This window comes from Shewanella sp. SR44-4 (assembly GCF_014163715.1).
Lineage (GTDB): Bacteria > Pseudomonadota > Gammaproteobacteria > Enterobacterales > Shewanellaceae > Shewanella.
On the sequence record NZ_JACJDU010000025.1, the window covers coordinates 27562 to 40632 of the forward strand.

At 34.7% G+C, this 13071-nt stretch carries 11 protein-coding genes and 2 pseudogenes; 8 read left to right on the forward strand and 5 right to left on the reverse strand.

The window, feature by feature from the left end:
* Positions 1-119 precede the first annotated feature (119 nt).
* The gene (gene ilvY / locus H5125_RS12755; protein ID WP_101087268.1) at positions 120-992 is read left to right on the forward strand and encodes an HTH-type transcriptional activator IlvY; all 873 of its coding nucleotides are present in this window, start codon (positions 120-122) and stop codon (positions 990-992) included.
* A 32-nt stretch (positions 993-1024) separates the two neighbouring features.
* Here the strand turns inward: ilvY and H5125_RS12760 are convergent, their stop codons facing one another.
* On the reverse strand, positions 1025-2332 hold the full coding sequence (locus H5125_RS12760; RefSeq protein WP_101087269.1) for a hemolysin family protein: 1308 nt from the start codon (positions 2330-2332) through the stop codon (positions 1025-1027).
* A gap of 366 nt (positions 2333-2698) precedes the next feature.
* On the opposite strand from H5125_RS12760, the pseudogene H5125_RS12765 reads away from it, so the two are divergent.
* A pseudogene (locus H5125_RS12765) lies at positions 2699-3361 on the forward strand (magnesium chelatase domain-containing protein); the annotation flags it as partial.
* Positions 3362-3387: 26 nt separating this feature from the next.
* Here the strand turns inward: H5125_RS12765 and H5125_RS12770 are convergent.
* Positions 3388-3852 carry a hypothetical protein gene (locus H5125_RS12770; protein ID WP_182744407.1) on the reverse strand — a complete coding sequence of 155 codons (465 nt, stop codon included), beginning with the start codon at positions 3850-3852 and terminating at the stop codon, positions 3388-3390.
* Positions 3853-3973: 121 nt separating this feature from the next.
* Here H5125_RS12770 and H5125_RS12775 point away from each other — a divergent pair, with 121 nt between their 5' ends.
* The 3 genes from H5125_RS12775 to H5125_RS12785 all read left to right on the forward strand — a co-directional run bounded on the left by H5125_RS12775 (position 3974) and on the right by H5125_RS12785 (position 5648).
* Entirely contained in the window at positions 3974-4165 is a 192-nt protein-coding gene (locus H5125_RS12775; protein ID WP_182744408.1) for a hypothetical protein, read from the forward strand.
* A gap of 95 nt (positions 4166-4260) precedes the next feature.
* A complete protein-coding gene (locus H5125_RS12780) occupies positions 4261-4590 on the forward strand; it encodes a hypothetical protein (RefSeq protein WP_182744409.1) in 330 nt (109 codons plus the stop codon).
* Positions 4591-5051: 461 nt separating this feature from the next.
* Complete coding sequence (locus tag H5125_RS12785) at positions 5052-5648, forward strand: hypothetical protein (RefSeq protein ID WP_182744410.1); 597 nt, start codon at positions 5052-5054, stop codon at positions 5646-5648.
* A gap of 5 nt (positions 5649-5653) precedes the next feature.
* Here H5125_RS12785 and H5125_RS12790 read toward each other — a convergent pair whose 3' ends face one another.
* From H5125_RS12790 to H5125_RS12800, 3 genes are all read right to left on the reverse strand, one after another.
* Positions 5654-7675, reverse strand: coding sequence for a relaxase/mobilization nuclease domain-containing protein (locus H5125_RS12790; protein WP_182744411.1), 2022 nt, complete (start codon positions 7673-7675; stop codon positions 5654-5656).
* Complete coding sequence (locus H5125_RS12795; protein ID WP_182744412.1) at positions 7662-8036, reverse strand: hypothetical protein; 375 nt, start codon at positions 8034-8036, stop codon at positions 7662-7664. Before H5125_RS12795 ends, H5125_RS12790 begins: the two co-directional genes overlap by 14 nt.
* A gap of 194 nt (positions 8037-8230) precedes the next feature.
* On the reverse strand, positions 8231-10045 hold the full coding sequence (locus H5125_RS12800; RefSeq protein WP_182744413.1) for a recombinase family protein: 1815 nt from the start codon (positions 10043-10045) through the stop codon (positions 8231-8233).
* 48 nt (positions 10046-10093) lie between these two features.
* On the opposite strand from H5125_RS12800, the pseudogene H5125_RS12805 reads away from it, so the two are divergent.
* The 3 genes and pseudogenes from H5125_RS12805 to H5125_RS12815 form a co-directional block, all read left to right on the forward strand.
* Positions 10094-10963: pseudogene (locus H5125_RS12805) on the forward strand (YifB family Mg chelatase-like AAA ATPase); the annotation flags it as partial.
* A gap of 79 nt (positions 10964-11042) precedes the next feature.
* On the forward strand, positions 11043-11939 hold the full coding sequence (locus tag H5125_RS12810) for an acyltransferase (RefSeq protein WP_101087271.1): 897 nt from the start codon (positions 11043-11045) through the stop codon (positions 11937-11939).
* 6 nt (positions 11940-11945) lie between these two features.
* A complete protein-coding gene (locus H5125_RS12815; protein ID WP_182744414.1) occupies positions 11946-12851 on the forward strand; it encodes an acyltransferase in 906 nt (301 codons plus the stop codon).
* Positions 12852-13071 lie beyond the last annotated feature (220 nt).

Genomic DNA, 13071 nt, shown 5'->3' on the forward strand with positions numbered 1-13071 from the left:
ATGCATATGATTGCTTAAAATGATATATTCGGGACATGACGTTGCAATTAATGCAACATGGAATGCTTAACCTAATATTTAACTTACACTCAACTTAATGCGTACTTGAAGGTGCTGTGATGGATATCCGTTCACTTAAAATGTATTTACACTTATGCGATAGCCTGCATTTTGCCAAAACGGCGGAGCAATCGCATGTTAGTCCGTCAACCTTAAGCCGTGCGTTGCAGCGGTTAGAAGAGGAACTGGGCAGTAAATTATTTGACCGAGACAATCGAAGCGTCACGATTACCCACGCAGGCGTTGAATTTAAACGTTTTGCAGAGCAAACATTATCGGAATGGACCCAGCTGCGCAGTCGAATTGACCCAAGCCAACAGTTTTTACATGGCAATCTTAATTTGTACTGTTCAGTTACCGCAGCTTATAGCCATTTACCGGCACTGTTAGATCGGTTTAGACGTGAGCATCCCCATGTCGATATCAATCTCAACACGGGAGATCCAGCCAATGCGGTCAACCAAATTCAAAAAAATCGCGCCGATATTGCTATTATTGCATTACCGGAGGCGTTTCCTAGTAGCTTGCATTTTACTCCGATTGATAAAGTACCGATTTCCGTCATTGCGCCCACAATACAATGCCAAGTTCAGCAATGGGTAAACCAGCCAAAAATTGACTGGGCTAAACTGCCCTATATCGTACCGGACCATGGTCCCGGCAGAAAAAGGATTGATTTATGGTTTAAGCAAATGGGCATAAAACCTAATATTTATGCCCAAGTCTCTGGTCAGGAGGCGATTGTCTCTATGGTCGCGCTCGGCTGTGGTGTTGGTATTAGCCCAGAAGCGGTGATCCACAATAGTCCGGTACGAGATCGCATCCAAACCTTAGCTTCGCCAATCCCGATCCCGCCATTTGAATTAGGCTGTTGCTGTAAAGAAAAACGCACCAATGATCCAATCATTAGTGCGTTCTTAGACATCATTTAATGGTGCCGTGTAGATTGTTTAAGCTAATTGACTTAAGGCAGTGGCGGCATCTCAATATCTAACCGAGTAACCAGTAGTTGGTCGACTTTGTATGAGTCAATATCGACTACCTCAAATTTGTAACCTGCATAATTGACAAAGTCAGTACGTTTGGGGATTTTGCGCAACATATACATCATAAAACCAGCAATGGTTTCGTAATTTTGATTATGCGGAAACACTTCAATATTAAATGCTCGCATTACATCAGTAATCGGTGTCACCCCATCGACTAACCAAGAGTTACCATCACGGGCAACAATTTGTTCTTCACTTTCATGTAATGACCACGCGCCCATAACGGCACTTTGTAAATCATTGGTGGTAACTATGCCAACAACCAAAGCATATTCGTTCATCACCACCGCAAAGTCGGAACGATTATTCTTAAAATATTCCATCGACTCAGACAAGGTTAACGTATCTGGAATGATGAGGCAGTTATGCACTAACGTACTGCCTTTTAAGGTGATGTTCTCGCCGTTAATTACCCTAATCAGTAACTCTTTTGCATCAACAAAACCTTTGATCATATCCAGTTGACCATCACAAACTAAAAATTTGTTATGCGGGTTTTTAGCAATTTTCTGTTTGATGTCTTCTTCGCTGTCTTGCAGTAAAAAATACACTAAACTTTCACGTGCTGTCATTGCAGAGGTCACCGACACCGACTGCATTTCAAACACGTTTTCCATCATTTGTTGTTCGCCTTTATCCATCACCCCAGCTTCAGTACCGGCTGTCATCATGGCGTAAATATCATCATGGGTGACTTGGTCGTTACGTGCTGTAGGCACTTGCAATAATTTAAAAATTGCATTGGCCAAACCATTAAAAATCCACACAAACGGCTTTAATACTTTAATGCACAAAATAATTGGCATTACAAAAGTGACCGCGACTTGCTCTGGGATCACCATAGCAATTCGTTTAGGCATCAAATCAGCAAATAAAATAAACAACGAAGTGACCGTCACAAATGAACAAACAAAACTCAGCTGTAAACCCCACTCATTGCCGAGTAAAGGCAACAGTAATTGTTCAAAATGAGGTCTAAAGGCTGATTCACCCACAATACCGCCCATAATCGCGACCGCATTGAGTCCGATTTGTACCACGGTAAAAAAACTGCCTGGATGCGCCTGAAGTTTAAGCACTTTTGCGGCACGTAAATCGCCCTCATCAGCCATTAATTGCAAACGCATTTTTCGTGATGCCGCGAGGGCAATTTCAGACATAGAAAAAAAACAACTAATGCCGATCAGGCACAAGATGATCAATAAATTATCAGAGAGGCTCATAGTTTACCTTTACCTGAATACTAGCCAAAATATCAGGAATGTATGTACATATCTTTGTTGCAAAATGGGCAAATGCAAGACCTCAGCCATTTATTAACATTCAAATTAATAAGGCTAATGATTCAATACAGATAGAAATAACGAGTGATGGAATATCATTATAGTGTTTCACGACAACAGACCTATTTATAATCGGTCCTTGTGAACTATAAAGCGACGGTATTCTACTCAACATCAGTCATTTAAACTAGCTTACAAGCACAACTTTATCTCACTTATTTAGCCTTTATCACGCAAAAAAAAACATCACTGCTAAACTGTAACCACCTCTTCATTTGTATATTATTCAAACAAAAGGAATTGTTGATGGCGATAGCCTGTGTATTTACTCGAGCAAGTTGTGGTGTAGAAGCGCCAAGAGTCACTGTTGAAGTTCATTTAAGCAACGGTTTACCCGCATTTAATCTAGTCGGACTGCCAGAAACTTCTGTCAAAGAAGCCAAAGAGCGTGTCAGAAGTGCGTTGATTAATGCGGGATTTGAATTCCCTCAAAAAAGAATTACCGTCAACCTAGCCCCAGCAGATTTACCAAAACAAGGTGGCCGCTATGATTTGCCTATTGCAGTCGGTATTCTCGCCGCATCAAATCAAGTTCCAGCTAAAGCGTTACACCAATGCGAGTTTGTTGGTGAGCTGGCTCTTTCTGGGCAAATTCGACCTTGCAGTGGATTATTACCAGCCATTATTGCGGCACGTAATGATCAGCACCATTTTTTTATGCCCATCGAAAATAGACATGAAGCAGAGCTGGTTGGCTATAAGCACAGTTATTTTGTCGCTCACTTGCAAAACTTGGCGGCATTCCTACATGGCCAAGCACAATTGCCGTTACTCGATACCTTACCCGAGTGGATTGAAGAAGAACCTCTGATGCAATCATCGCTATGTATGAGCGATGTCATTGGCCAATATCAGGCAAAACACGGGCTTGAAATCGCCGCAGCCGGAGGACATAACATGTTATGGTTATGTCAATTACCTACAAATTAGGCATTTTATTCTAAGCCTTTGCTGTCTAGTAACTTTCTTTTACAGTTTACTGCAACTGTCAATTCAAGGATTGTAGAATCAGGTTTTAAATCGTCTAACATTGCAAAACACATAGCCCACCAAGTCGCTCCAATATAAACATCTCTATCTTCATCCGAAAAATTAGTAAAATAATGTAAAACGGCACAACTTAGCGCTCCAATATGAGGTTGAATAACAGAGTTGTTAGAAAACCCCTTACCCGTCATATTTTTAGCATTCACTTCCCAACCAAATTGAACAACATCAGTCATAAACTTAGTTATGACTTTTGGATCAACACTGTCATTTATAAACTCTTTGGGTAAGCGATCTTCGTGTTTTTCAATTGTTTTATACCAATAGCGAATAAGGCACTCAATTTGCATTTTCTTATCTAAATCATATTGATTTTTATTGTTATTTTTTTTTGACTTTAACCAGTTAAGCATCTTTACGCCCTAATTATTATAATTCGCTATATTAAACCACAACCAATGATTTTTAGGTAGATTATGCGATTTTTGTGCTTCTAATGTTACGAGGCTAACCAATAGTAAAACTTGTTTCTGTGTGGGATCTGTAACAACTTGCTTTGATGTAACTAATGATATTGTTAGCTATGGTGCTCGTTCTATCTTAAATGAACAGGCACAAAAAAGAGCACAAAAAAGCATTGAGGAATTTGTAGGAAAGCCTATTTTAAATCCTTACTTTGATGCTCTTGGGCAACCCGCCAAGGTTAAGGTTATGTCATTTACCTAAAAATAAATTTATTTCATTAAAATCTAAAAATGGATACGGGAAAAATTAAGGTGTATCATTTATGTTTAATAAGATTAATAAAATTTGGATTTATAATGCATAAATTTATTACAATTATAACTTTTTTAGTGTTTATCCCGATTTCATACTCAACTGAGAATCTCAAAGCGGGAGATAATGGTTGGTTAAAATTGGCCTACTATGATTGCCAAGAAGAATATGGATATGACAAAGATATTGCAAAAAATTGCTACATTAATAAAAAGGATGAACATAAATATTCATTAAGAAAGCGAATATTAAACGAAAAAGGCTTTAATGTCATATCACTTATTATTGATGATAAATGTAACAAACATAAACCTTTATGGGCAGAAGCTATTAAATGCTTCGACAAGGAATTAATTAATTTAAATAAAGAGTGACATTGATAATAATAAAAACATAATCTATTATTATAGAAACGTAGCGCCATTCACTTCGCTTTACCATCAGAAGCTTTTCTGCTTGAGATTTAATCCCCAACTAAACTCTTTATTATTATTCTTTATTATTCTTTATTATTTATATTAATAGGGTAACACTTCAAGGCATTAGCAAAATACACTTAGAGGCATTTGCTGGCTACAGACATAGGCACATTTGACAATTTAACTAACTATGTTTTAGTAATTATATTAACAAAAAAAGTCGCAATATAAATTGCGACTTCTAAAGTTAAACTTCTTACCAGGGAAGTGATATATATAAATATAACCTTTTATTGCATTTTGTAAAGTAATAACAACAAAAATATTATAATGCATATCACTCCCAATATATAATTTAACTGAAATAAAATTAAAGGATTGTTATGATTAAATATTTTACAGGATCACACGAACTAATGAATAGAAAAAACAAATTACACTATGAACTTTTTAAATTTGAGAATAATATAGAGATGAAAATATTCATTGCGATATTATCACACGCAACGATGGTTTATAGAACAAATAAAATAAATGGGATACAAAACTTTTCATTAAAAGGTTACCTTTCCGATGATAGTTTTCTACCTAGAAAGTCATTAACATTCAAAAAGCTTGAAAAAATAATAAATGATTTTAATAGTTTATTCTTTGACGTTTTAAGTTGCGAAGATAAACAAGTATATTTTAAACTTTCAAAAGAGTATTTAACAACGATAGCTAATAACAATGGGTTTAATAAAGTAGACTTATACTCTTTAAAAGAAATAACTGACATTAGATCCACGAAACTAAAGATACTGACTCAATTAAAGCCATCTGGATATTTTGATTTAAACTATATGATTAAAGTTTTGATGTTAAACAAAGTTAGTAGAAGAAATAACAAAATAGCAAAAATTAAAAATGCATTTGATAATTCTGGAGTTGACTTTATATATAAACACCCAAACAATCAAAATGCTAAAGTCCTTGATGAGCATTATAAATTCCATTATAAAACAATATTATAGACTTTTTAATAAGGTTTTAGCTTGCTTTGGAAATGATCACTTGGTTTTTGGTATGGACTAGAGATAGATATACTATCTACATTTAATTTTTTTAATATTTTTTTCTTTTGATCTTCATACTCTATTATGACCATTTTTTTTCTCGAACTATTATCTACATCTAATGAAGATCTTAAAGTTTCTCTGTTATCCAATAATTTACCAATTATTTTAACATCTTCATTCTGTAGCTTTAATTGACTCATTACAAAAATCCTCATCTCATTCCTTTCAGATTCAACAATTAAATCACTATCATAAAGTTTTATAAGATTGTCTTTGGAGAGTCGATCATTACCTACGATACTTTTAAGATCTGACATTGTTAAACTCGGTTTATGGGTTGAGAAGAAAAATAAATCTGATTTATTCTCAGCATATGCAACACGCATAGAACGCTGTATAAGCTCCTTAGAGCTAGACTTTGCATTAGTCCAGCCACTTTGCTTTGCAATATCATATACAAGCTTAATATCGTGTTCATTGCTTCTTTGACCGATAGAAATTTTAGTCTTATCATTGTTAATTTTTAAATTGTAGTTATTTGGGTATTGATCATTATTTTTCTTCTTGTAGTAAATTAAAGTATCACCTTCATCAGATATATATTGCTTGTAGTTTCTGTTTAAAACCTTAATATTCAGTGGTTTAACACTTGGACTTTCCATATTAAAAACTAAACTACTTAACCCTTCTAAGTTATTTAAAAAATCAAACAGCTCAGGATCATTTCTCTTTATTTTACCATAAGTTAAATATGAATTTACTTTCCCCGCAGCCATTGAGAAATGATCACTTGCAAAGGTAATTCCGCCCATTCCATTATCTCGTTTTGAAACGCATATATCGATACCTTTCATATTTATTTTATTGACAAAATCAATTGCGCTTTTTGAATTTCTGTAAGCATCATTAATTGTAAACTTGAAATCATCAATATTTAAAAAACTTTTTTTTATGAGATTAACCTTAACCTTACTTGCATTTATAACTTTATCATCTTTTGCTTTAAAACTTTCTAACCTTTTATTTTCAGAAAGAATTGATGTTCCACTTATATTAATTTTCCCTATTTTTACCAAAGCATTTTTTTTAATATTTTCCAATTCAAATTTTTTTAACAAAACATCTTGACTGTCATTATACTCATCATTTCTAAAAGTTCTCTGTATAAATGTATAACTATTATTTTCCAACAAGTAAATCCTTTCTTTTATTGACTTTATTTTTAAAAAGGTTTCATTTGTAACATTATTTTTAACACTAGTTAGTTCATTCATAATAAAATTATTAGTTTTTATCTTACTATCAATTTTACTCCTTCTTTTCAGGTGTGGATTAGTTGCACTTTCAATATCTATGATTTTATTTTTAACTAGTTTTTTACTATCTTTTTTGTATTGTGGGAAATAAACTTTTTTACCATTTTTTATTATATAGTTAGCTGGATTATTATTTCCTGTTAAAGTTAAATTATGCTTTCTCTCTATCTTTTGAGCTGCTGCTTCCATTTTTCGACCAGATTGTACTTTTCGATGATACTTTCCGCTTTCATCGTGAAACCCTCTTACTATATGAAAATGAATTTTCCCGCTATCCTGCTGAGGAAAGAGCATATAAGGAATATCTTCAAAACTTGGATCATAAGTCTTACAAGTTTCAAGTGCTAAGTATTGAAGTTGTTCAAGGCTTCTAACTGCATCATCTTCAATTGAAAATGAAATCATAGAATGTTCATAGAGATACTTCTGGCGAGAATTTGTAGCAAGCTGGGCATTTGATTGAACAGATAATGTAAAGTTATCTACAAGTTGCATATAATCATTACTATCATTTACATTTTTACAAAAACCACAATTAGATATAACACTGATTAAACGGGGATTTTTCTTGCTATTTATTCCAATTTTATCTTTAGAATTATATTTAATTGTGCCTTTCAAACCTTTTAGCGTTGTTCCTTCGTGCAATATTTTAAATCTTGCCATATATTATTTTAACCTTTTTAGCTAAGTAACTTTTCACTTTTATCAATTCATTTGTATACCTTTGAAATTCTTTAAACTGCTCATCACTTATCATTTTATTTTCATTAGCAATTTTAGCGAGTTGATTTAAATTTGTTGAATATTTCATTAAATAGTTAATAGATTTTAGACAATAACCTTCTGGATCTACTAATACTTTCTTAGTTCTTCCACTTGTTTTATTTATTAAACTCATAATCAACTCCTCATAACTATCTGAACCTAGCAATTTTTTATGATTATCTAAAACCAATTTATTATCGAATGATAATCTTATTGTTACTCTTGTCCTAAGATCTTTTCTTTTAATTTTATCTTTCATCACCTACCTCTTTAATTATTTGAAAATAATAAGAACACCAAATGCAATGCGGATTAACATATAAGAATGTAATGAGTTATAATTGTAATGTTAAAAATATTTTCGATAGAAAACAAGTAAGTGAGGCACCTCACTTCCTACTTGCAATATCTTTACTAGTTTTATACCATTTAATACTCAAGTGTCAAAAACTTTCAAATTACTTTCTCTTGTAAAATAGCACTAGCATTTTTAATATTAACTCTTAATTCATCTAACAAACATTCATCTTGACTTAATACAAACTTGCTGATTAACAAATTAATTTTATTTAAGATGCTTTTATATCTTTCATCTTCAAAATCTTTAGAGTTAACAACTAAAGATATAAAACTCTCTTGAATCGTCCAAATAAGTTCATCCACTGGTGAACTATCACCACTCACACGTTTAAAAGAAACACGTCCATCTGGCAGTGTACAGCCTCCAAAATTATATTTACTATCTAAAATAACTGTATGAACCTTGCCATCGTTCATTTTAAATAAAATAAATGGGCAATAAGAATTTAAGTAATATGCTGCTTCTATTTTACTTTTAAGATAGGTACTGAATGTGATTCTATTTGAATATAACTTCAATTTGTCATTTTCTAAAATAACATCATTATATAAATCAGAATATTTATAATCTGGCTTAAATATTAATATTTTACTTTCTAAATCTTCTATTTCTACACAATAACTTTCTATACTTTTAGATAACTCATTTACCTTTCTCTTTACTGCTGGGATAGTAAAATCACTTTCTAATAATATATCTAGTTTTTCATTAGATTTATTGTGTAACTCTTGAAGCTTTGAAAGTCTAATATTTAACTCCGAAGGCGCTTCTGGCTTAGGCATAAAGCCATTTTCTGTGACAAGATGCAACAGCATTAACTCTGTAGGAAGATACTTAAAATGTTTATTTTGAGTGCATTCCCCGCCTCTTTTTGCATTTGAACAAGTAAGATACTTACCACCTTTAGAGCCATCTCCTTTGTCTACATACTCCATTTTTCCTGCACAAACAGCACAATGTAAAATGTTTCTAAAAAGGTTAGAAAATGTTTCTCTTCCAGATTTTCCTCTACCGACTACCCTACTTTTTCTAGCAATTTGCGCTTTCAAAAATGTTTCTTCATCAATTATCTGAGGATAATAATCCGTAATTACATCACCGATTGGCTTTCGCTTGTTTTCTCCGATACCGCTATGTTTTCCTTGATGGGGCTGATACTCACCAAGTATTGATCTGTCTGTTAAAATTCTGCTGATGCTTGTTCTTGCCCAAATAGAGCTTTTACTTGTTGGAGTAGGAAATTGGTCTATGTTCTCGTTTAAATGTCTTAAAAGCTGTGTTACACCCATTCCATCTATACATTTCTGATAGATATATTTAATAATTTCAACTTTATCGTGTTTGATATGAAAATCAGTCCAATCTTCATTTAATTCAAGCCAATGAGGAATTAGTGTTGTTAATTTTTTGCTCTGAATATTTTCTCTTTTATTATGCCAAGCAGCTTTTAATCTTTTCTGTTTAGTTGCGCTTTCTTCATATGCTCTAGACATAATAATCAAGCTTGTCATAATATCTAATAGTTGGTTTTCGCTATTTTTATCATTATGGTGAGAATATAACTTATTATCTTGCGTCGTATATATATCAACAAAATCAAGAAGATGAAGGAGCTGGCGCATTGCTATGTTTATAGCCTGTCTTGATAATCGGTCAAGGTTCTCAACTATAAGCAAACTCCCTTTTTTTATTTTATTTGTCTCACAATCATCAATAAAACGCTTTAAATGTTCTTGATCTCCTGTGAAACCAGAAATGCCTAATTCTTTGTAAAGTGATAATTCTGTATCAAGTTCATAGCCATTTTTGTCACAATATGCCTGTGTAGCGGCTAATTGCCTTCTAAAACTATCCCCTGATGCTTGTTGTGGTGATGAGTATCGAATGTATGAATATGCTTTTTTCATTGCTTAAAATGCCACTTATGAACTTTGTAGTGATAATAACATAACTAGTTGTTTATTGGCCCCCCAGGGACGGGGAAAAGTATGTTAGCCAATCGTATTATTCCGTTATTGCCAAAACTCACTTACGATGAAGCCATTGAAGTAGCAGCGATTCATTCTGTCGCCGGATTACATGTACAACCGCAAAACTTCCTTAACCGCCCTTTTCGCTCGCCGCATCATACATCATCATCTATTGCACTTATTGGCGGCGGCAGCCATCCCAAACCAGGTGAGATATCATTGGCGCACCGTGGAATATTATTTCTTGATGAAATAGCAGAGTTTCCTCGAAAGGTACTAGATTGTCTTCGAGAACCTTTGGAAACGGGTCAAGTTGAGATTTCACGTGCGGCAGCAAAATTGACCTTCTTAAGTCGATTTCAACTCATTGCCGCAATGAACCCAAGCCCTTGTGGTGATACGGAGCGCGCACGTTCGACCCCGGATCAAATTCAGCGTTACTTATCACGTTTATCTGGGCCGTTTTTAGACCGCTTCGATTTAACCGTAGATGTTCCTAAACTTCCTGCTGGCACCTTAACCCAACAACACCAACCCAGTGAGTCCAGCGTTGAAATAGCTAAACGGGTCAAACAAGCACGCGATCTACAGCTCAGCCGCGCTGGGGTATTAAACAGTGAATTAACCCCAAAACAACTCAAACAAGATGGCGCTATAACTCAACCAGATCTCGCTTTTTTGGAACAAAGTGTCGTGAGCTTAGGATTGTCTGTACGTAGTTTTCATCGGATTCAACGGGTATCTCGTACCATTGCCGACTTACAGCAATCCCCTACAACTGAGCGCAGTCACATAGCTCAAGCCCTTGGTTATAGGGCCATGGATCGATTACTGGCAAAATTGAATCAGCAATAAACGTAATTTAACCTATCGTATAGATTGAGCAAAACTGCGACTACGAGTAACATAGCCCTCCGTTTAATAGGAGAGAAAAATGTCGCTGCTTTCGAAAATCAAAGGTTCAATTGCATTCTTATGCTATTTATTTAATACCATTTTTTGGACCATCCCTATCTTGGCGTTCAGTATTGTAAAATTGATCCCGATTGGCATTTGTCAAAAAATATGTAGTTATATTCTCGATAATTGCGCTACTGCATGGATCAGTGTCAATACGATAGTAGAATCAATTTTTCATCCAATGCGTATCAATGTCACTGGCGACCAATCTTTTTCTGAACAAGAATGGTACATGGTTATTGCTAACCATCAATCGTGGGTCGACATCCTCATTTTACAGCGAGTATTTAACCGCAAAATTCCCTTTTTAAAGTTTTTCCTCAAACAAGAACTGATTTTTGTCCCGGTACTTGGCCTCGCTTGGTGGGCATTAGACTTTCCATTTATGCGCCGTTACAGCACATCACAGTTGCGAAAAAATCCTAAATTGAAAGGTAAAGATATCGAGATTACTCGTAAAGCCTGTGAAAAATTTAAAACGAAACCTGTGAGTATTATGAACTTTGTTGAAGGTACTCGTTTTACGGCAGCTAAACATGATAAACAAGGCTCACCTTTTCAGCACCTTCTAAAACCTAAGGCTGGAGGAATGGCATTCGCATTATCCGCTATGGGAGAGCACATTAATAAACTGGTTAATGTCACCATATATTATCCAGATACCGTACCGACTTATTGGCACTATATTTGTGGTGGATTATCAGAGGTAAGAGTGGACATTAAAATCACTGATATTCCTCAGCGTATGCGTGGTGATTACCTAAAAGATCGCGAATTTAAAATTGAATTTCAAGAGCAGCTCAATCAACTTTGGCTAGATAAAGACCTGCAGTTACAAAATTTTGCGTCACAAGCAAAACAAGAGGGTTAACACAATATGCTGGCTTTTTTACCTGGTCCAATACTGTTTATTATCAGTCTGACGCTATTGATCATCAATACCATTGTATGGAGCTCATTATTAACCATTGGCGGTGTGGCTAAATTATTACTGCCGTTCTTGCCTGCTCGCCGATTATTAACGCGAATAATGAACCGTTTTATGTGGTCATGGGCCACATGCAATGGCGGTATTTTATATTTGATATCCAACATTGAATGGGATGTAAAAGGGTTAGAGAAACTCGACCCAAACGGTTGGTATTTACTGATCAGTAACCATGTCAGTGGCTTTGATATTGCAGCCCAAACGTATTTATTGCGTAACCATATTCCAATGTTGAAGTTCTTTTTAAAAAAAGAACTATTATATGTACCAATAATGGGCTTAGGTTGCTGGGCGCTCGACATGCCGTTTATGGATCGTACGAGTGCAGCAAAACTGAAAAAAAATCCTAAATTGAAAGGCAAAGATCTGCAAACAACCCGCAAAGCTTGCGAGCGTTTTAAGGACATGCCTACATCGATTATTAATTATGTTGAAGGCAGTCGGTTTACCGAAGAAAAACGACTACGTCAGAATTCACCTTATCGCCATTTATTACGTCCTAAAGCCAGTGGGATAGCTTTTACACTCTCAGCAATGGGCGAACAGTTTACCGGCCTGCTAAATATCACCTTGGTTTATCCTGAAACCTCGGAAAAAGTATTGGCGAATGTGATGCACGGACGCACTAAAAAAGTGGTGATCCGTATTGACACTCTGCCCGTACCCAAAGTGGACTCAGAGGTCTACTTTTCAAGCCCAGAAACTCGTGTCGAATTTCAGCGGTGGTTAAATCAGCTTTGGCTTGAAAAAGATCAGCAAATAGATGACATAATAAAAGCTTACCAACAGCAGTAACTGCATTGAAGAGGTTAAACTGTCATAAAACCGACAAATGACGATTTTCTGTTGCGTTAAAGGTGTAAAACTGTCAGTTTTATAAGGAAAAAGAGTTTATCGATAACTCAATTGATAAAATTAATTAACAATTGAATGTGTAAGACTTAATGTCGGATTTTATTGTTAATATAATTGAAAGTTGTCACAGCCTTTCCAATAAATTTTTTATAGGTGAAAT